The sequence below is a fragment of the Haemophilus paraphrohaemolyticus genome (assembly GCF_002015045.1).
Lineage (GTDB): Bacteria > Pseudomonadota > Gammaproteobacteria > Enterobacterales > Pasteurellaceae > Haemophilus_A > Haemophilus_A paraphrohaemolyticus.
Genome location: NZ_MUXX01000002.1, coordinates 126,442 through 147,861, shown reverse-complemented (window position 1 = coordinate 147,861; position 21,420 = coordinate 126,442). Strand labels below are relative to the sequence as shown.

Here is a 21,420-nt window from a genome sequence, read left to right as displayed (position 1 = left end):
TATGAATACTCAAGCAATGATGACCACCATGATTACGATCATTACCATCTTCGTGTAGTGCGGGTCAGTATTGCTAAAATCAACCAAGAAAAGCCCGCTACAAGCGGGCTTTTTTGTAGGAAAATTTACAACATCATTCTTTTATCATTCAGGAGAAACTATGCGAGTTCTTAAATTCGGCGGCACATCGCTTGCAAATCCAGAACGCTTCATGCAAGCGGCGGATATCATCGAAAAGGCACATTTAAAATCTCAGGCGGCAGGCGTGCTTTCTGCTCCCGCTAAAATCACCAATCATTTAGTTGCCATCGTTGATAAAGCGATTGTTGGTGAATCTTTCGAGCAAAACCTTTCTGAAGCAACGGACATTTTCTTCAATATTATCAATGGCTTACATACAGCAAATAATAAGGTTGATCGTGAAGGTTTATTAGCATTGGTTGAAGCTGAACTTAAACAAATCCAAGGCATTGCCCAAGATGCGGCACAAAGTAAGTCTCTTCCAGATTCCGTAGCAGCAACCATTCACTGCCGTGGTGAAAAACTTTCAATTGCAATGATGCAAGCGTGGTTTGAAGCAAAAGGTTACGAAGTAACCAACATTAATCCTGTTGAAAAATTACTTGCTATTGGAAGCTATTTAGAGTCTTCTGTAGATATCGTTGAGTCAACCAAGCGTGTAGATGTTAATGCTATTCCAAAGAAAAATATTGTGTTAATGGCAGGGTTCACTGCAGGTAATGAAAAAGGCGAATTAGTGCTGTTGGGTCGCAATGGTTCAGATTATTCTGCGGCTTGTTTAGCAGCTTGTTTAAACGCAGAATGTTGTGAAATCTGGACGGACGTAGACGGCGTTTATACTTGCGATCCGCGTTTAGTCCCTGATGCAATCTGCTTAGAATCGATGAGCTACCAAGAGGCGATGGAGCTTTCTTACTTCGGGGCGAAAGTGATTCACCCTCGCACAATCGGACCACTTGTACCGCTCAATATTCCATGCTTAATCAAAAACACAGGCAATCCAGAGGGCAAAGGCACTTACATTGACGGCAATATTGCTGATGATGGCTTAAAAGTAAAAGGCATTACCAACCTTGATAATGTGGCGATGTTCAACGTGTCTGGTGCAGGAATGCAAGGTATGGTGGGGATGGCTTCTCGCGTGTTCTCTTCAATGTCAAAAGCGGGTATTTCCGTCATCTTAATTACCCAATCTTCTTCTGAATACAGCATCAGTTTCTGCGTGCCAGCAAAATCAGCAGAAAAAGCACTTGTCGCATTAAATGTAGAATTTGCGCCAGAATTGGCTGAAAACTTGCTTGATCCAATCGATATCATCAAAGATCTCTCTATCGTCTCTGTGGTGGGGGATGGTATGCGTACTGCAAAAGGGATCGCAGCTCGTTTCTTCTCTGCACTTGCTCAAGCAAACATCAGTATTGTAGCAATCGCTCAAGGCTCTTCTGAACGTTCTATCTCTGCGGTAGTGCCGTTAAATAAAGCGATTGAAGCCGTAAAAGCAACGCATAAACGCTTATTCAGCAATAAAAAAGTGGTGGATATGTTCCTCGTGGGCGTAGGTGGTGTGGGCGGTTCATTGATTGAACAAGTGAAACAACAAAAGGAGTTTCTTTCAAAGAAGGATATTGAGATCCGAGTTTGTGCATTAGCCAACTCAGATAAAATGTTACTCAATGAAAACGGTTTAAATTTAGATAACTGGCAACAAGATTTAGAAAATGCAACACAGCCATCAGATTTTGATGTGTTGCTTTCGTTTATCAAATTGCACCACGTAGTAAATCCTGTATTTGTGGATTGTACTTCAGCACAATCGGTTGCAAACCTTTACGCTCGTGCGTTAAAAGAAGGTTTCCACGTGGTGACACCAAACAAAAAAGCGAACACCTCAAGCTACGCTTACTACCAAGAAATGCGTGAAAATGCTCGCCAAAGTCAGCATAAATTCTTATACGAAACAAACGTAGGAGCAGGCTTACCGGTTATCGAAAACTTACAAAACTTGCTTGCTGCGGGCGATGAAGTTGAGAAATTTGAAGGGATCTTATCTGGCTCTCTCTCTTTCATTTTCGGCCAATTAGAAGAGGGCTTAAGCCTTTCAGAAGCCACCTTACTCGCAAAAGAGAAAGGTTTTACCGAACCTGATCCACGTGATGATTTATCGGGTGCAGATGTAGCACGTAAATTGTTGATCTTAGCACGTGAAATGGGTTTAGAACTTGAGTTTGAAGACATTGAAGTGGAAGGTGTATTACCAAAAGGGTTCTCAGAAGGCATGAATAAAGAGGAATTCTTAGCGGTGTTACCAGGGCTTGACGAAGAGTTCAACAAACGCATTGAAGCAGCAAAAGCAGAAGGTAAGGTGTTGCGTTATGTTGCCTCAATTGAAAATGGCAAATGCCGTGTCGCAATTGAAGCGGTCGATTCTGAACATCCACTTTACAAAGTGAAAAATGGCGAAAACGCTCTAGCATTCTTTACTCGATACTACAGCCCAATTCCACTCTTATTACGTGGTTATGGAGCAGGAAATAGTGTTACTGCTGCGGGTATCTTTGCCGATATTTTACGCACCCTGTACGGAGGAGCACAATAATGACAACATTACGCATTTATGCTCCTGCTTCGAGTGCAAATATTAGTGTAGGTTTTGACTCTCTAGGGGCCGCTATTTCACCAATTAACGGCTCTTTATTAGGCGATGTGGTGCAAATTGAAGATTGCGATCAGCTATTTGAGCTTGAAAGTGTCGGTTATTTTGTTCGCAAATTACCAAAAGAACCGCAAAAAAACATCGTTTATCAGGCTTATGTACTTTTCAGTGAACGCTTTAAATTACGTGGTGGCAGCGTGAAAAATTTACGCTTAACGCTCGAAAAGAATATGCCAATCGGTTCGGGCTTAGGTTCAAGTGCATGCTCGATTGTGGCTGCATTAGTTGCTCTCAACAAATTCCACGATGAGCCATTTTCAAAAATGGAATTGTTGGAGATGATGGGAGAATTGGAGGGACGCATTTCAGGTTCAATCCACTACGACAACGTCGCACCATGCTACTTAGGCGGTTTGCAATTAATGACCCAATCGCTCGGCAATATCTGCCAACCATTACCATTCTTTGATGAATGGTATTGGGTGCTCGCTTACCCTGGTATTGAAGTTTCGACTGCAGAGGCTAGGGCGATTTTACCTAAAAATTACACCCGCCAAGATATGATCCAACAAGCTAGTTATTTAGGCTCATTCGTCCACGCTTGCCATACGCACCAAGATGTATTAGCAGCGGTAATGATGAAAGATCTAATCGCCGAACCTTATCGCGAAAACTTATTGCCAAACTTCCCAACCGTTCGTCAAGGTTGTAAAGATCTCGGCGCATTAGCAGTTGGCATTTCTGGCTCAGGCCCAACGATGTTTGCGATTGCACCAGATTTGGAACACGCTCAAAAACTGGAAGCCTACTTAGAAAAAGAATACCTCCAAAATAACGAAGGATTTATTCATATCTGTAAAGTAGATAATTTAGGGGCGAGAGAATTGAAGTAACTTGTGCTGAATAAACAAGCGGTCTATTTCTTTTAAGATTTTGCAAAATGCTTCAAGAAATAGACCGCTTATGTTATAGACATAGTAGACAAAAGTGTTGGTTAAAACCTCATTTAAGTCTTATAAAACTAATCACACGGTAAAATTTTGATCGCCAAGCCACCTGTTGAAGTTTCACGGTATTTGGCGTTCATATCTTTTCCTGTTTCGTACATTGTTTCGATGACTTTATCAAGCGTGACTCGCGGCTGTGTTGTAAGGCGTAATGCCATTCGGCTAGCGTTGATGGCTTTAACCGCCGCAATTGCATTACGTTCAATACAAGGCACTTGTACTTGTCCGCCTACAGGATCGCAAGTTAAGCCTAGGTTATGTTCCATTGCAATTTCTGCTGCAATGCAAACCTGATCTGGTGTACCACCCATAATTTCGGTTAAGCCCGCTGCTGCCATTGAACAAGCTACACCCACTTCGCCTTGACAACCTACTTCAGCCCCTGAAATTGAGGCATTCATTTTATATAACGAGCCAATCGCACTGGTTGCTAACAAATAACGCTCTATGGTTTCTTGATTAAGTGGGGCGATAAATTGCTGATAATAAGCCAACACAGCAGGCACAATACCACAAGCACCATTCGTCGGTGCGGTAACCACGCGTCCACCCGCTGCATTTTCTTCATTTACCGCTAAGGCAAACATATTAACCCAGTCGATAATTTGCATTGGGTCTTGGTTGAATTTACTATTCGCTTCCAAACTTCGACGCAGTGATGCTGCTCGGCGAACTACTTTTAGCGAACCTGGCAACAAACCTTCAGTATGCAAGCCACGCTGAATACAGGCTTCCATTGCCTGCCAGATATGAGCAAGATAGTACCCAACTTCTTCTTTCGAACGCAATGCCAACTCATTTTTCCACATTAGGCTAGAAAGCGGTAAACCTTGCTCACGGCAATGTTTTAACAAGTCTTCTGCATGTTGATAAGGAAAAGGCACTTGTACTTCGTCTTGAGTCGTTTCACCGAAATATTCATCATCGACGATAAACCCACCACCAATCGAATAAAATGTTTTTTCGAAAAGTAGCTCATCTGCATTGAACGCTTTAAGCGTCATCCCATTTTCGTGACGAGGTAAAAAGTCGTAATGAAACGGCATATCTTTGTAGAAATCAAAATCAATGGTATGCATGTTTGAGCTATCTGCTTGAGCTAAATAGAGCTTATTGGTTTGTTTGATTTGCTCAATCGTTGGCTCAATGCTTTCAATATCCACATTATCTGGCAAATAGCCCATCAAGCCCATCACTACGGCAATATCAGTGTTATGTCCACGGCCAGTGAGTGAAAGTGAGCCATAAATATGGACTTCCAAGCGGTTAGTTTTAGTTAATAATTTGCAAGTAATCAATTCATTGACAAACTGTTTCGCAGCTTTCATTGGGCCAACGGTATGAGAACTAGATGGACCAATCCCTACTTTAAACATATCAAACACACTAATCATAAAATTATTAAATACTCTATAAAAATCAAAAGGCGGTATTTTACTGGAAAGCTGCAAACTTTCCTATAAAATAGACCGCCTTTTTTGGTAAACAATTTTAAAAAATTAAATATCAGTCTTCTCTTTATATTCACATAAATCTTCAATGATACACGAGCCACAATGCGGTTTACGAGCAATACAGGTGTAGCGACCGTGTAAAATCAGCCAGTGATGTACATCGACTTTAAACTCATCTGGCACCACTTTCAAAAGCTTCTTCTCGACTTCCACGACATTTTTTCCAGGGGCAAAACCTGTGCGGTTCGAAACACGGAAAATATGCGTATCAACCGCGATAGTTGGATGCCCAAATGCGGTATTTAACACTACATTAGCCGTTTTTCGCCCAACACCTGCTAGTGCTTCTAATGCCTCACGATCTTCAGGCACAATGCCATTATGTTTTTCAATCAAATCACGGCACGTTTTAATGATATTTTCCGCTTTGCTATTAAATAGCCCAATGGTTTTAATGTACTCTTTTAAGCCATCAACGCCTAAAGCTAAAATTGCTTCAGGCGTATTAGTAACGGGGAAAAGTTTATCTGTAGCTTTGTTCACACCTTTGTCTGTTGCTTGGGCAGAAAGAATGACTGCGATCAGTAATTCAAAAGGTGAGGAATAATTTAATTCAGTGGTAGGGTGCGGGTTTTCATTCCGCAATCTTGTTAAAATTTCAACACGTTTTGCTTGGTTCATTATCCAAAAAATCCTTGTTCATAGAGCATTTTGGCGACCATTATAAACGAAATTGTCACTAACATTGGACGAATTAGTTTTTTGCCTTTAGTTACCACCATTCTTGCCCCCAATGTTGCCCCGATAAATTGCCCAATAAGCATAATGAAACCAATTTTCCAGAGCACGGCTCCGCCCAAAATAAAGAAAAGTAACGATGCAAGGTTAGAGGTGAAATTCAACACTTTAGCATGAGCAACTGCTTTGGTGAGGTTAAATCCAAGCAAAAGCACGAAAGCGAGTGTGTAAAATGAGCCGACTGCAGGTCCGAAAACACCATCGTAAAAGCCTAATCCTATTCCCGCCGTAAAGCCGAACAGCGGGTAGCTGATGCGTTGTTTGCGATCTTGATCGCCAATGTTTGGGCTAAATAAAAAATAGATGCCGATAGCAAAAATCAGAAAAGGTAAGCCGATTTTCAATGCATTCACATTAATATTTTGTACCACAATCGTGCCGAGAGCGGCACCGATAAATGTCAGTAAAATCAGCAGTGCAACCTGTTTTAAATCGACCGCTTTTTTGCGAACAAAATAGAGCGAAGCCGAGAATGAACCTCCGCAAGCTTGCAATTTATTCGTACCCAACGCAACCGAAGGTGGTAAGCCAGTGGAAAGCAAGGCGGGAATGGTCAATAGCCCGCCACCGCCCGCAATTGCGTCAATAAAACCTGCAACAGTAGCAACGCCAAAAAGCATTGCGATCACATCAAATCCAATTTCCATAGGTTTTCCTAATAAACGACCATTTCATCGCTATGAATTGCCACCGTACCAAATTCATAGCCGAGCAAGTGCTCGATTTCAGCTGATTTTTGTCCTTTAATACGGCGTAAAGCCTCATCGCCGTAGCGAACCAAGCCAAGTGCCAGTGGTTTTCCTTCGGTATTGAATACTTTCACCAATTCACCGCGAGCAAACTCACCTTTGACTTCTAGAATCCCAACAGGTAAGAGCGATTTGTGCTGCAATAATGCGGTTTCTGCCCCTTTATCCACCACGATGCTTCCTACTTGCGGTGCAGCAAAAAGCCACTGCTTACGCCCTTCCAAGCGGTCGGATTGTGCCAAAAATTTGCTACCAATCGCGTGTCCATTGGCTAAATCTACCAACACATTTTCACGCGAACCTGAGGCAATAATGGTTTCCACGCCTGAACGAGTTGCAATATCAGCAGCAATAATTTTGGTACTCATTCCACCTGTGCCAAGCCCAGTTGAGCTTCCGCCCGCAATTTGGCGAATTTCTGGTGTGATTTTTTCAACCACAGAAAGTAAAGTTGCGCTTGGATCTTTACGTGGATCAGCTGTAAATAAACCTTCTTGGTCAGTCAATAAATAGAGCTGATCGGCTTGAGCTAAAATTGCCACTAAAGCAGATAAATTATCGTTATCGCCTACTTTAAACTCTTCGGTTGCTACGGTGTCATTTTCATTGATAATAGGGATAATTTTTTGTTCAAGCAAGGCATTTAGCGTATCGCGTGCATTTAAGAAACGTTCGCGATCATCAATATCAGCACGGGTCAAGAGAATTTGCCCGATATTGATACCGTAAATATCAAAAAGATTTTCCCAAGTGCGGATTAACTGGCTTTGTCCAACCGCAGCAAGCATCTGTTTATAAGCAAGCGTTTTCGGTAGTTCAGGATGTCCTAAATAATCACGCCCTGCAGCGGCTGCACCAGAGGTAACTACAATAACACGATGATGTTTATGAAGCTCTGCTATCTGCTTTACAAGCTCCAACATATAAGGACGGCTAAGGCTTTTACCGCCGTGGGTTAAAGTGCTTGTACCGAATTTGATGACAATGGTTTTCATAGGCTTTTATATTAAATGAATGATTAAAGCTTAATCTTAATCTAGTTTATCTGGTTTCTCCAATCTGTTCATTTTTACATATTCTAGATTTAAATAATAAGGTTGTTATACAAAGAATTGACAATATTTAATCATAAAAAATCTGCATCTTATCAGATTAGAATTTAATCTAATTTTTAAGATGCAGATTCTTATTTTTAGAGAGATATATAAATTAAATCGCTAAACCTAACGCATAGAATGCCACTAACACAATCGCAATAATCACTGTGCCGATGTTTAATTTGTTGAATTCGCCAGAGATAGTGCGACCAATCACTAAGGTTGCGAAACCTAGCATAATACCAGTCACGATGTTAGCAGTAAGTACAATAAATACTGCACACACTAAGCCAGACATTGCACCAACGAAGTCATCAAAATCTAATTTTGATACGTTGCTTAACATCAATAAGCCTACATACATTAATGCTGGTGCGGTTGCATAGCTTGGCACTAAACTTGCTAATGGCTGGAAGAAAAGCATCAATAAGAAACCGATACCCACCACTACTGCGGTTAAACCTGTTTTACCGCCAACTGCAGTACCTGCAGCTGATTCGATATAAACTGCGGCTGGTGCAGTGCCGAATAAGCCTGATAACACTGAGCCTAATGAGTCAGAGGTTAAAGCACGACCACCATTTAAGATTTGACCATCTTTGTCTAATAAATTTGCTTGACCAGCAACTGCACGGATTGTCCCTGTTGCATCGAAGATTGCCGTCATCACTAATGCGAATACCACAGGTAAAATTGCCGCATTTAATGCGCCCATTACATCTAATTCCAAGAATAATGAGTTCTCACCAAAACTTGGCATTTTAAAGAAACCCGAATATTTTACATTCGGATCAAAAATCAAACCGATGATAGTAATCACAATGATTACCCAAAGGATTGAGCCTTTTACTTTTAAGCGTTCTAAACCCACGATTGCAGCCAAGCCAAGTAGTGACATCATTACAGGAAATGAGGTAAATTCGCCCATTTTCACAGGAATATCAATGCCACTGTTGATGACTAATTTTACGTTAGTTGCCGCAATCAATAGAAGGAATAAACCGATACCGATACCAGCACCGTGAGCGATGCTAGAAGGAAGATTGCGTAAGATCCAAGAGCGAACCCCTGTTACTGAAATAAGGGTAAATACAACCCCCATTAAGAAGATGGCACCCAGTGCCACGGGAATCGAAATGCCTTGACCTAACACTAAGCTGAAAGCGGTAAATGCAGTTAAAGAAATTGCACTACCGATTGCCATTGGTGCGTTTGCCCATAAGCCGATTAAGATTGAGCCTAACCCCGACACTAAGCAGGTTGCGATAAACACCGATTCAGCAGGGAAGCCTGCTTGGCTTAACATTCCAGGCACAACAAAAATAGAATAAACCATTGCAAGGAATGTAGTTAATCCTGCAATCACCTCTTGACGAACGTTTGAGCCACGTTCTTCAAAATTAAATAAAGACATAAAGACCTCTAATGTAGAAAAAATTAGGGCGAATTTTACAGAATCCCCCTTTAATAAGCAAACGATTGCTTATAAATTCATAAAATAAGCGGTCAATTTTTCATAACGATTTGCAAAATGCTATGAAAAATTAACCGCTTGATGGATTGGTTATCCAAGCGGGAGGTTACTAGATCGCCAAAAATATTAGATCGTAAGTAACACACTCCCACATTAAAGATAACAGAATGCCACGTAAATTAATGAGCCGCAGCCATTTGTTCTAAATCTTTATCAATATAGTATAAAGATTTACCATCTTCACCTAATAGGCGGAACTTGTCTAAGATAGAGTTGAATAAGAACTCTTCTTCGTGCTGTTCTGCTACGTACCATTGTAAGAAGTTAAATGATGAGTAATCTTTTGCATCAAAAGTCACTTCAACCAATTCATTGATTTTAGACGTTACGTGTTTTTCGTGCTCTAATACGATTTCGAACAATGATTTTAATGAATCATATTCTGCTTGTGGTGCTTCGATCGCATAGATTTCAGCTAATGCACCTGTTTCGTTTAAATAAGTGAATAAACGACGCATATGTTCCATTTCTTCTGTTGCGTGTGCTTTTAAGAATTTTGCCGCACCAGGGAAGCCGTTGTTATCTGCCCAAGCTGACATTTGAAGATACACGTTAGAAGAATAGAATTCCAAGTTTAATTGGTCGTTTAAGTATTTGATGATATTTTGCGATAACATTATTCTGCTCCTTGATCTAAGGTTTCTAAGTCTTTATCGATGAAGTAAAGTGATTTATTGCTTTCACCTGCCACCACGAATTTATCTAAAATTTCATTGAAGAGTTTTTCTTCTTCGTGCTGTTCAGCCACATACCATTGTAGGAAGTTGAAAGTTGAGTAATCTTTCGCTGCGAAAGTCACTTCCACTAATTCGTTGATTTTAGCGGTAACGTGTTTTTCGTGGTCTAACACGATGTCGAATAACTCTTTTAATGAAGCATATTCTTTACGTGGTGCTTCAATTTTGCCTAATAATGGTGTTGCCCCCGCTTCACAAACGTAGTCGAATAATTTTTGCATATGCTCTAATTCTTCATCTGCGTGGCGAAGTAAGAAAGTTGCTGCACCTGCAAAACCGTGTTTTGAACACCAAGAAGACATTTGAAGATATACGTTTGATGAATAGAACTCTAAGTTGATTTGTTCATTGAGTTTATCAATGATAGATTGCTGTAACATTTTTACTCCTAGCTAAATGTTATGAAAATGTAAATGAGCGATACTTTCATTTAGAAATCTAAATGTAACGAAGGGCAGAAAAAATTCTCCCCTTAAAACGAGAGTAAGTATAACAAGGTTGAAAAAGTAATCAAGTGTTTTTAATAGTTTTTTTCTAACAATTTTTTACTTTTGATAAGTTTAAACAATAAGAATTCTCATTTAGAGAGGCTAAATGAGAATAGTTATTTTGCATTAGAAGTAGAAAAGCAAAAAAATTTCCTTTTTTTATCCCTACAGAAACCTCAACTTTTTACTATTTTTTGTTCTTTTTTTCAACCCATTTTAGGCTATAATGGAGTGCAACCTAATACGTTTACGCTCTGCATCACAATGGAGGTTTTATGGTAGCTATTCGACACTCTCACGAACTTAACCCTGCAACATTTGAACTCGCTGGTTGGAGTGAGTCGTTGCATATGTCTCCTGTTACTTTCAATAAATTGCAGAATGCGTGGCAATATTCACAAGAAAAACTAGAGCCCTCTCAATACGAATTGATGTGGGATGGCATCGAAATGGCAGAAATTCTCTATAGCTTGAATATGGATGATGATAGTCTTGTTGCGGCAATGCTTTTCCCACTGGTTAAAGGTAATATTATTGACCTTGTGCAAGTCAAAGAAGATTTCAGTAACCACGTCAAAAACTTAGTAAAAGGCGTGTTAGAGATGGAAAATATCCGCCAACTCTCTTCTAATTCTGCCTCTGATCTGCAAATCGACAATATTCGCCGTATGCTGTTGGCAATGGTGGATGATTTCCGCTGCGTGGTTATTAAACTTGCTGAACGCATCACTTATCTCAGAACTAAAAATCGTTATAGCGAAGAAGATATTGTACTTGCGGCAAAAGAGTGTTCGCATGTGTATGCACCTCTTGCCAATCGTTTGGGCATTGGGCAATTGAAATGGGAGCTTGAAGATTACTGCTTCCGTGCCCTGCATCCACAATGCTATCGTCAAATAGCAAAATTTGATCTTGGCGAACGCCGTGTAGATCGTGAAAAATATATTGCAAATTTTGTGGCAGATTTGACCGCTTCACTCAAAGAAGATTTAGGCGAAGTGCAGGTTTATGGCCGCCCGAAACATATTTATAGTATTTGGAAAAAAATGCAGAAGAAAAATCTGCGTTTTAATCAACTGTTCGATATTCGTGCTGTACGCGTGATCGTCCCTAAATTGGAAGATTGCTACACTGCGCTGAGTATTATTCATACCCAATATAAACACCTGCCAGAACATTTTGATGACTATATTGCTCAACCTAAACCCAATGGCTATCAATCGATTCATACAGTGGTGCTAGGCAAAGGCAATAAGCCTATTGAAGTGCAAATTCGTACGCAAAAAATGCATGATGATGCCGAACTCGGCGTAGCTGCTCACTGGAAATATAAAGAGGGAGCAACCGCAGGACGTTCAGGCTATGAAGAGAAAATCGTTTGGTTGCGTAAACTCTTGGCATGGCAAAATGATATTGCTGACTCTGGCGATGTGGTCGATGAAATGCGTTCACAAGTGTTTGATGACCGCGTTTATGTCTTTACCCCACGTGGCGAGGTAATTGATTTACCAAAAGATGCAACGCCACTAGATTTTGCTTATGCGATTCACAGCGAAATTGGGCACCGTTGTATTGGAGCAAAAGTGGCGGGTAAAATTGTGCCATTTACCTATCATTTAAAAATGGGCGATCAGGTTGAAATTATTACTCAAAAACAACCGAATCCAAGTCGCGACTGGCTCAATCCAAATACGGGCTTTGTGAATACTTCAAAAGCACGTTCCAAGATTATTGCATGGTTCAAAAAACTGGATCGGGAGAAAAATATTCCAATAGGACGCGAAGCTCTTGAAGCGGAAATGGGTAAACTAGGTTTAACGCACAAGCAAATTGAAATTTATGCATTGCCACGTTATAACCTAAAACAGATGGATGATCTTTATGCAGGTATTGGCGGTGGAGATATTAAACTTAACCAGCTTAGCCACTATTTGCAAAGTCGTTTAATTAAACCAACTGCCGAGCAAGAAGATGAAGCAGTACTGAAACAGCTCAATAAGAATACGCACCATAAAGCCAAAAACGGGCAAGTAATTATTGAAGGGGTGGGTAACTTGATGCACTCCATTGCGCGCTGCTGCCAACCGATTCCCGGTGATCCAATTGTCGGCTATATTACACAAGGACGAGGCATTTCAATCCACAAAGCCGATTGTGAACAGCTGTTTGAATTGCAAAGCCTTAACCCAAGTCGTGTGGTAGAAGCTCAATGGGGAAGTTATGCTGGCGAAGGCTTAAGTCTTACCATTCGTATTATTGCCAACGACCGTAATGGTTTACTGCGTGATGTGAGTGCAATTATGGCAAATGAGAAAGTCAATGTATTAAGCGTTGCTAGCCGTATTGATGCCAAACGTAGCCTTGCAATTATCAATATGGAAATTCAGATGAACAATGTGGCAATGCTGAATAAAATCTTGGCTCGCATTACGCTGCTTGATGATGTGATTGAGGCGAGAAGGGCGGGGTAATCTAAGACTAGGCATATAAAATAAAAAAACAAGCGAGGTAATGAAATCATCATTTCCTCGCTTTTTTATTTACATCACATCCACTCGTTTATTCACGAGCTTAGTAATCACATTACCCATCGACTCCTCCATCTGTAAGCCAATGCGTTTGGTCAGATTTTTCTTCTCTTTATATTTAATTTCAATAATTTCTTTGTTTTCAACTGCTTTCACAAGTAAATCATCACTGGTTGAAATCTCATCAATCAAATTCAACTCAAGTGCTTGCTTGCCGAACCAGTGCTCTCCCGTTGCAATTTTTTCAATATCTAATTGTGGGCGGTTATCACGTACAAATTGCTTGAATAACTGATGGGTTTCTTCTAACTCTTGTTGGAATTTTTGTTTACCTTTTTCGGTATTTTCCCCCATAAAAGTCACAGTACGTTTAAATTCGCCCGCCGTCATTACATCTACATCAACATCGTGTTTTTTGAGCAAGCGGTGAATGTTTGGCACTTCAGCCACTACGCCCACAGAACCGATAATTGCAAAAGGTGCAGAAACAATTTTATTCGCCACACACGCCATCATATAGCCACCACTTGCAGCAACTTTATCGACAGCTACAGTGAGTGGGATATTACGCTCACGTAAGCGTTGTAATTGAGAAGCCGCTAATCCATAGCCATGCACAACACCGCCAGGGCTTTCGAGTTTAAGCAACACTTCATCTTCTGGTTTCGCAATCGAAAGCACAGCGGTAATTTCACGGCGTAAAGCACTTACAGCGTGGGCGTGCACATCTCCGTTAAAATCTAATACGAATAAACGAGATTTTTTCTCTGCATCTGACTTTTCTTCGCCCTCTTTAATGCGTTTTTTCTCTGCCTTCGCTTTTGCTTTTGCCTCTTTTTTCTCGGCTTTCTCTTTTTGTTTTAGCTCTTCTTCGCTAAGGAAAAAAGCTTCAAGCGCTTCTTTCTCTTCTTTATATTTTTCAGAAAAATCAGTTAGCACGATTGTGCCATTTTCTGGATGCTTTTTGCTTTCTAAAATAATCATCACAATCACAGCAACCACGCCGAAGATAGTGAGAAGTTCTAATAAGAAAATGCCGTAGTTAAGTAAAATGTCTTTCCACATTGAATGGGTTCCTTTGTTAATTTGTAAAATAATGAATAAATTTGACCGCTTATTATTTTTGTTCCAACACATCCACCACCGCTTGTGCTGCCTGTGCATCGGCATCGCATTGGATCAGTTTATGTAAGTCTGTAAAATGGTGCTTGAGTTCATTTTTTTGTTTTAAACTCTCTACATCATTGCTTAAATAATGATTGAGCGACCACGCAAGATTATCAGGATTACACTCTTCTTGAATCATCTCTGGGACAAGTGGTGCATTTGCGAGTAAATTTGGCAAAGAGATATACTCGGTTTTGACCAATTTTTTCGCAAGCCAATAGGTCAGAGGTTTCATTTTGTACCCCACTACCATTGGCGATTTACAGAGCATTGCTTCTAATGCTGCCGTGCCAGAAGCTAGTAACGTACATTCTGCAGCGATCATCGCTTGGCGGGCTTGTCCTTGCAGAATATGTAGTTCTAATTCTGGGGCAATGTTTGCTTTAATCGCTTCTAGCTGGGCTTGACGTTTCTCATTTACCATCGGCACAAGAAATTCCAAATCTGGATGCTTCTCTTTTAACAGTTGAGCGGTTTTCAAAAAAGGCTCTGCCAAGAATTGGATTTCGCTACCACGACTACCTATCAAAATAGCCACATAGCGTTTTCTTTCATCTAAACCGAGCTTTTCACAAGCCTCCGTTCGGTCAGGTTTTAAGGCTATCGCATCTGCCATCGTATGACCGATAAAACGACAAGGCGTGTCGAATTTATCGTAAAAAGCTTTTTCGAACGGTAAAAATGCTAGCACTAAATCAGTTGCACGTTTGATTTTATGTACCCGATTTTGTCGCCACGCCCAAACAGAAGGGCTGACATAGTGAATCGTTTTGATGCCGTTTGCCTTGAGCTTTTCCTCCACTGTAAGGTTAAAATCAGGGGCATCAATGCCGATAAACACATCAGGTTTCATTTCAAGCATCGTTTCAATCACTTGCTTACGACGTTTAAGTAAGCGAGGTAGATGCTTCAGCACTTCCGCCAAGCCCATCACGGAAAGTTCTTCCATCTCAAATAAAGTTTCGCAACCAGCTTTTTTCATCTGCTCGCCTGCCACGCCAATAAAGCGAGCATTAGGATAGTGCAATTTCAGGGCATTGATTAAACCAGCACCTAAAATATCGCCCGACACCTCACCTGCAACAAGAGCAATTAAAGGGGATTTTTGTTCCATTTCCTCTGATTTTTCGAAAGTCAAAAATAGCTTCATTATATTGCGATTGGCGTGAATAGCAATCAATGCGTCAAATATAGAGAAAATTCATGCGATATTCCAAAAATTTCTTGACAGAGATCACGCTTTTTAACAAAAGTCGTTGTATTTATTTTGTTTAAGCCTAGAATTCAAATTAACTAAAAATTGGTAAGTTTTTAAACGCATGACATTGGAAAGCACATTTTTTGATAGGGATATTTCCACAAAACCACTTGATGAGGAAGGCGGGTTCTCTTTTTCTGGTTCTTTTAAGCAAACGTTTTCGTCATGCTTGTTTGCTCAAAAACCGCCATCTAATGAAGGCAATGTTTCTCAACCTTTTGCAAGTTTGTTGCAAACTTTGACCGCTTGCCTTCATTTCTTTCTACAAAACCATCCCTATCGTGCCCATTTTGCTTATGCTGTTTGTCAATTGTGAGGTTTTCTTATGACTCAACTCGTTACCCAATCTGTCATTGATGCTTTTTTTGATGGGGTTCATTCTGATCCCTTTTCTGTACTCGGTATGCACGAAACCGATCTCGGCGTAGAAATTCGCACCTTATTGCCAGATGCCAATCAAGTAGCGGTAATAGAGCGTGAAAGTGGTAAAACGGTAGCAGAATTAGATCGCTTGGATGAACGCGGTTTCTTTGCAGGTATTGTGCCAAATTGCCGTCAATTCTTCGCCTATCAATTACAAGTATTTTGGGGTAATGAGGCGCAAATCATTGAAGATCCATACCGATTCCACCCGATGATTGACGATTTAGAACAATGGCTGTTAGCGGAAGGTTCGATGTTGCGCCCGTATGAAGTGCTAGGCGCACATTTTATGGAATGTGATGGTGTGAGTGGGGTGAATTTCCGTTTGTGGGCTCCCAATGCTAGACGCGTTTCTATTGTGGGCGATTTCAACTATTGGGATGGTCGTCGTCACCCAATGCGTTTCCACTCGAAAAGTGGCGTTTGGGAATTGTTCCTACCGAAAGTTAGTCTTGGTCAGCTTTATAAATTTGAATTGATTGATTACTTTGGAAACTTGCGTCTGAAAGCCGATCCTTATGCGTTTAGTTCACAACTTCGCCCTGATACAGCTTCGCAAGTCAGTATCTTGCCAAATGTGGTGGAAATGACTGAAGCACGCAAAAAAGCGAACCAAGGCAACCAACCAATTTCTATTTATGAAGTACATTTAGGATCTTGGCGTCGTAATTTAGAAAACAATTTTTGGCTAGATTACGATCAAATTGCTGATGAATTAATTCCTTACGTAAAAGAGATGGGCTTTACCCATATTGAATTTTTACCACTTTCTGAATTTCCGTTTGATGGTTCTTGGGGTTATCAACCACTTGGACTTTATTCTCCAACCAGTCGCTTTGGTTCACCTGAAGCATTCCGTAGTTTAGTAAAACGTGCACATGAAGCTGGAATTAATGTGATTTTAGATTGGGTGCCAGGGCATTTCCCAAGTGATACGCATGGTTTAGTCGCGTTTGATGGCACAGCTTTGTATGAGCATGAAGACCCTCGCGAAGGCTACCACCAAGACTGGAACACGCTAATTTACAACTACGGTCGCAACGAAGTGAAAAATTTCCTGTCCAGCAATGCCCTTTACTGGCTTGAACGTTTTGGTGTAGATGGTATTCGCGTGGATGCTGTGGCTTCAATGATTTACCGTGATTATAGTCGTGCGGAGGGTGAATGGATTCCAAATCAATATGGTGGACGTGAAAACTTAGAAGCCATTGAATTTTTAAAACACACCAACTGGAAAATTCACAGTGAAATGGCCGGTGCGATTTCTATTGCGGAAGAATCAACTTCTTTTGCAGGCGTAACCCACCCAAGCGAAAACGGCGGATTAGGTTTCAATTTCAAATGGAATATGGGCTGGATGAACGACACGCTTGCTTATATGAAGCTCGATCCGATTTATCGCCAATACCACCACAACAAAATGACCTTTGGAATGGTGTATCAATACAGCGAAAATTTTGTTCTACCACTTTCTCACGATGAAGTAGTTCACGGTAAATATTCACTTCTTGGCAAGATGCCAGGCGATACGTGGCAAAAATTCGCTAACCTCCGTGCTTACTACGGCTATATGTGGGGCTATCCAGGCAAAAAATTACTCTTTATGGGCAACGAGTTCGCTCAAGGTCGCGAATGGAACTACGAAGAAAGCCTCGACTGGTTCTTGCTCGATGAAAACATCGGAGGTAGCTGGCACAAGGGCGTGTTGAAACTGGTGAAAGACCTCAACCGAATTTACCAACAAAATCGACCGCTCTTTGAGCTGGATAACTCGCCGGAAGGCTTCGATTGGTTGGTGGTGGACGATGCCCAAAACTCGGTATTCGCCTTTGAACGCAGAAGCTCAGACGATGAACGAATTATCGTGATCAGCAACTTCACCCCAGTGCCACGTCACGATTACCGCATTGGTGTGAATGTGGCAGGCTGCTACGAAGAAATTTTGAACACCGATTCAATGTATTACGAAGGTTCAAACGTGGGGAATTTCGGCACAGTACAAAGTGAAGCCATTGAAAGCCACGAACGCGAAAATTCGATTTCGGTAAGCATTCCGCCGTTGGCGACGGTATATTTGAAATTTAAAGGGTAGTGTGTGTGAAATAACGTTTCACGCACACTGCGATGATCCATTTTTAATTTTCGTGCGTGGATTGTTCCAATCCACACACCCTACGAAATATGTTTACGATTTACAACAATGGCAATCCTATTCCAATGGGATACTCACAAGCGGTCGAAAACAACGTGCAAATTACCAATTTCGCCTTGTTTTCTGTTGCGGCAACAGGCGTGGAACTTTGCCTATTTGACGAACAAAACCAAGAAACCCGTTTGCCAATGGTGCGTACTGAAAATGTGTGGCATTTGGCGGTAACTGGCGTGAAAACTGGTACGGAATATGGATTTCGTATTCACGGCGAATATGCCAACCCGAATAAATTAATGCTCGATCCCTATGCGAAAGCCGTGAATGGTAAACCTGATTTAAGTAGCGAAGAAAGTCGTTCTTGGTTCTTGCTTTCGGATCATCGCGACAATGCGCATCTTGCCCCAAGAGCGGTCGTGATTTCAGAAGAATTTGATTGGGAGAACGACCAAGCACCGCAGACACCGTGGGCGGAAACTATCGTTTATGAATTGCACGTTAAAGGGTTTAGTCAGTTGAATGAGCAAATCCCTGCGGCGTTGCGCGGCACTTATGCAGGCTTGGTGCATCCTGTCAATCTTGTCTATTTGAAAGAATTAGGCGTAACCGCGGTGGAATTGTTACCCGTGAATTTCTTTGTAGATGAGCCGCATTTACAAGCCAAAAATTTGCAAAACTATTGGGGATATAACCCGCTTGCAATGTTCGCTGCCGAGCCGAAATATGCGTCAACCGACAATCCGTTGGCAGAATTTAAAGCGATGGTCAAAGCCTTTCACGCAGCAGGCATTGAAGTGATTTTAGACGTGGTGTTCAACCATTCCGCGGAGTCGGAGCAACATTTCCCGACTTTCTGCCAGCGTGGAATTGATGACCAAACCTACTACTGGCGCAATGACAACGGGCATTACATTAACTGGACGGGCTGTGGCAATATGCTCAATTTATCCTCTGATGTAGGGCGAAAATGGGTTGTAGATTGTTTACGTTATTGGGCTGAACAGTGTCATGTTGATGGTTTTCGATTTGATTTAGCCTCCGTGCTCGGGCGTGATACACCAGATTTTAATGCACAGGCTCAGCTTTTTACTGACATAAAAAATGAGCCAAGTTTACAAAATATTAAATTGATTGCAGAGCCATGGGATATTGGGCATTACGGCTATCAAGTGGGGCAATTCCCAAGTTACTTTGCTGAATGGAACGACTGTTTCCGTGATGATTTATGCCGTTTTTGGCTGTGGAAAAGTGGCGAAGTGGGTGCCTTTGCGGAACGCTTTGCAGGCTCTAGCGATTTGTTCAAGAAAAATGACCGCTTGCCACATACCACGCTGAATTTCATCACCGCCCACGATGGCTTTGTGATGCGGGATTTAGTCAGCTACAACGAAAAACATAACGAAGCGAACGGCGAAGAAAATCGCGATGGCAGAAACGAAAATTACAGCTATAACCACGGCATTGAAGGTTCCACGGACCTCCTTTCCGAACCGCAAAAAAGTGTGGTGGAAAATGACCGCACTTTCGCCCAGGCGGGTTTGCTAATGAGCTTGCTGCTTGCCAATGGCACACCAATGTTGCTCGCGGGCGATGAGTTTGGCAACACTCAATATGGCAACAACAACGCCTATTGCCAAGACAATGAAATCACTTGGTTGAAATGGGCTGAATTTAACACAGCATTATTTGAACTGACCAAGCAAACGATTGCAATCCGCAAAAAAATGGGCAGTTTAAACCGAGATCAATGGTGGTCGGGCGAGAATGTGCAATGGCTGAACATTGCAGGTAAACCGATGACAGTTGAAGATTGGCAAAATCGAGAAACCAAAGCATTACAGGTAGTTTTAGATAATCGTTGGCTTTTATTGATTAACGCCAAAGCCGAAGGGCAGGCATTTCGCCTACCTGCAGGGGAATGGATGCCCCTGAATGGCATACACCATTTAACTCTCAATACACAGCAAGCCGAACTATGTTCGATGGGTTTCTGTGCATTGAGCAATGAATAACCAAAAGACTATGGAGATCCCTATGAAAGCGAGAGACCTTAACAAATATGACTTGGTCAAAAATACTTTAGTGCTTATTCTTGCAGGTGGACGCGGTTCGCGCTTACACGAGTTGACAGATAAACGTGCAAAACCTGCGCTTTATTTCGGCGGCAACCGTCGTATTATCGACTTCGCACTTTCTAACTGTATTAACTCAGGTTTAAACCGTATTGGCGTAGTAACCCAATATGCGGCACACTCTCTACTTCGCCATTTACAAACGGGTTGGTCTTTCTTACCGCAAGAGCGTGGCGAATTTGTCGATATGTTGCCAGCTCGTCAGCAAATCGATGATTCCACTTGGTATCGTGGCACAGCGGATGCGGTATATCAAAATATGGCCATTATTAAAAATCACTATCGCCCGAAATATATTTTGATCTTAGCGGGCGACCATATTTACAAACAAGATTATAGCGTGATGTTGATGGATCACGTGAATAGCGGTGCAAAATGTACCGTAGGTTGCATTGAAGTGCCCCGTTCTGAAGCACACGAATTTGGCGTAATGGCAGTGAACGAAAACTTGAAAGTAAAAGCTTTCGTGGAAAAACCGAAAGATCCGCCAGCCATGGTGGGCAAACCTGATGTTTCGCTTGCTTCAATGGGGATTTATGTGTTTGATGCGGATTATCTTTACAAAATGTTAGATCGTGAAGTTGGCACTCCGAACACCAGCCACGACTTCGGTAAAGATGTGTTGCCAAAATGTTTAGCGGAAGAGACTCTTTATGCTCACCCATTCAGCCGCTCTTGCATGGGGCGTAACACTGAAGGAGAAATTTACTGGCGTGATGTGGGTACGCTTGATAGCTTCTGGCAATCCAATATCGACTTAGTCTCTGAAAATCCACAATTAGATATTTACGACCAAAGCTGGCCAATTCGCGGCAATCCTGTTCAGGCTTATCCGTCTAAATTCTTTTATAAACACTCTAACGTGCACCCAGTAGATAACTCATTGATTGGCGGTGGTTGTGTGATTACCGATGCTTCGATCAGCAATTCTGTGTTATTCGACCGCATTAAAATTGATGCATTTTCAAAAGTCGATCACTGCGTAGTGTTGCCACAAGTGAAAATTGGTAAAAATTGCGTGTTGAAAAATTGTATTATCGACCGTGAATGTGAAATTCCTGACGGTATGCAAATTGGCGTGAATATGGAAGAAGATAAAAAACGCTTCCGCATTAGCTCAACAGGCAAAGTGATTCTTGTGACCTCGAAAATGTTAAAGAAACTTGAGGGACACGAAATTGAAGAAGATGGGCATTTGGATTAGTTAGGAAAAACGCGGTGAAAA

At 41.5% G+C, this 21,420-nt stretch carries 15 protein-coding genes; 6 read left to right on the top strand and 9 right to left on the bottom strand.

Annotated features, from left to right (window positions below):
• The first annotated feature begins 160 nt into the window (after positions 1 to 160).
• Positions 161 to 2,617 (top strand): bifunctional aspartate kinase/homoserine dehydrogenase I, encoded by a 2,457-nt coding sequence (thrA, locus tag B0184_RS01070; protein WP_005708442.1) that lies wholly within the window; start codon positions 161 to 163, stop codon positions 2,615 to 2,617.
• Positions 2,617 to 3,567, top strand: coding sequence for a homoserine kinase (gene thrB / locus B0184_RS01065; RefSeq protein ID WP_005708621.1), 951 nt, complete (start codon positions 2,617 to 2,619; stop codon positions 3,565 to 3,567). The genes thrA and thrB overlap by 1 nt, the downstream gene beginning before the upstream one ends.
• A gap of 128 nt (positions 3,568 to 3,695) precedes the next feature.
• Here thrB and B0184_RS01060 read toward each other — a convergent pair whose 3' ends face one another.
• From B0184_RS01060 to ftnA (B0184_RS01030), 7 genes are all read right to left on the bottom strand, one after another.
• A complete protein-coding gene (locus tag B0184_RS01060) occupies positions 3,696 to 5,075 on the bottom strand; it encodes an L-serine ammonia-lyase (protein WP_005708415.1) in 1,380 nt (459 codons plus the stop codon).
• A 105-nt stretch (positions 5,076 to 5,180) separates the two neighbouring features.
• Positions 5,181 to 5,816, bottom strand: coding sequence for an endonuclease III (gene nth, locus B0184_RS01055; protein ID WP_005708530.1), 636 nt, complete (start codon positions 5,814 to 5,816; stop codon positions 5,181 to 5,183).
• Positions 5,816 to 6,580, bottom strand: a complete 765-nt coding sequence (locus B0184_RS01050) for a TSUP family transporter (protein ID WP_005708625.1) — start codon at positions 6,578 to 6,580, stop codon at positions 5,816 to 5,818. Before B0184_RS01050 ends, nth begins: the two co-directional genes overlap by 1 nt.
• Before the next feature lie 8 nt (positions 6,581 to 6,588).
• The gene (gene proB / locus B0184_RS01045) at positions 6,589 to 7,677 is read right to left on the bottom strand and encodes a glutamate 5-kinase (RefSeq protein ID WP_005708446.1); all 1,089 of its coding nucleotides are present in this window, start codon (positions 7,675 to 7,677) and stop codon (positions 6,589 to 6,591) included.
• A gap of 214 nt (positions 7,678 to 7,891) precedes the next feature.
• Complete coding sequence (locus tag B0184_RS01040; protein WP_005708559.1) at positions 7,892 to 9,193, bottom strand: NCS2 family permease; 1,302 nt, start codon at positions 9,191 to 9,193, stop codon at positions 7,892 to 7,894.
• Between the two features lie 239 nt (positions 9,194 to 9,432).
• On the bottom strand, positions 9,433 to 9,930 hold the full coding sequence (gene ftnA / locus B0184_RS01035) for a non-heme ferritin (protein ID WP_005708582.1): 498 nt from the start codon (positions 9,928 to 9,930) through the stop codon (positions 9,433 to 9,435).
• Positions 9,930 to 10,430 (bottom strand): non-heme ferritin, encoded by a 501-nt coding sequence (ftnA, locus tag B0184_RS01030; RefSeq protein WP_005708467.1) that lies wholly within the window; start codon positions 10,428 to 10,430, stop codon positions 9,930 to 9,932. Before ftnA (B0184_RS01030) ends, ftnA (B0184_RS01035) begins: the two co-directional genes overlap by 1 nt.
• Positions 10,431 to 10,813: 383 nt before the next feature.
• Between ftnA (B0184_RS01030) and relA the strand changes: the two genes are divergently transcribed.
• Positions 10,814 to 13,009, top strand: a complete 2,196-nt coding sequence (gene relA / locus B0184_RS01025; RefSeq protein WP_005708600.1) for a GTP diphosphokinase — start codon at positions 10,814 to 10,816, stop codon at positions 13,007 to 13,009.
• Between the two features lie 69 nt (positions 13,010 to 13,078).
• On the opposite strand, the gene sohB is transcribed toward relA, so the two are convergent.
• Both sohB and lpxB read right to left on the bottom strand, forming a co-directional pair.
• Positions 13,079 to 14,131 (bottom strand): protease SohB, encoded by a 1,053-nt coding sequence (gene sohB, locus B0184_RS01020; RefSeq protein WP_005708473.1) that lies wholly within the window; start codon positions 14,129 to 14,131, stop codon positions 13,079 to 13,081.
• 52 nt (positions 14,132 to 14,183) lie between these two features.
• Positions 14,184 to 15,347, bottom strand: coding sequence for a lipid-A-disaccharide synthase (lpxB, locus tag B0184_RS01015; RefSeq protein WP_039851277.1), 1,164 nt, complete (start codon positions 15,345 to 15,347; stop codon positions 14,184 to 14,186).
• 469 nt (positions 15,348 to 15,816) lie between these two features.
• On the opposite strand from lpxB, the gene glgB reads away from it, so the two are divergent.
• From glgB to glgC, 3 genes are all read left to right on the top strand, one after another.
• A complete protein-coding gene (gene glgB / locus B0184_RS01010) occupies positions 15,817 to 18,006 on the top strand; it encodes a 1,4-alpha-glucan branching protein GlgB (protein ID WP_005708583.1) in 2,190 nt (729 codons plus the stop codon).
• A gap of 89 nt (positions 18,007 to 18,095) precedes the next feature.
• Positions 18,096 to 20,075 (top strand): glycogen debranching protein GlgX, encoded by a 1,980-nt coding sequence (glgX, locus tag B0184_RS01005; protein WP_005708425.1) that lies wholly within the window; start codon positions 18,096 to 18,098, stop codon positions 20,073 to 20,075.
• 22 nt (positions 20,076 to 20,097) lie between these two features.
• Positions 20,098 to 21,399: a glucose-1-phosphate adenylyltransferase gene (glgC, locus tag B0184_RS01000; protein WP_005708549.1), complete on the top strand. Its 1,302-nt coding sequence runs from the start codon at positions 20,098 to 20,100 to the stop codon at positions 21,397 to 21,399.
• Positions 21,400 to 21,420 lie beyond the last annotated feature (21 nt).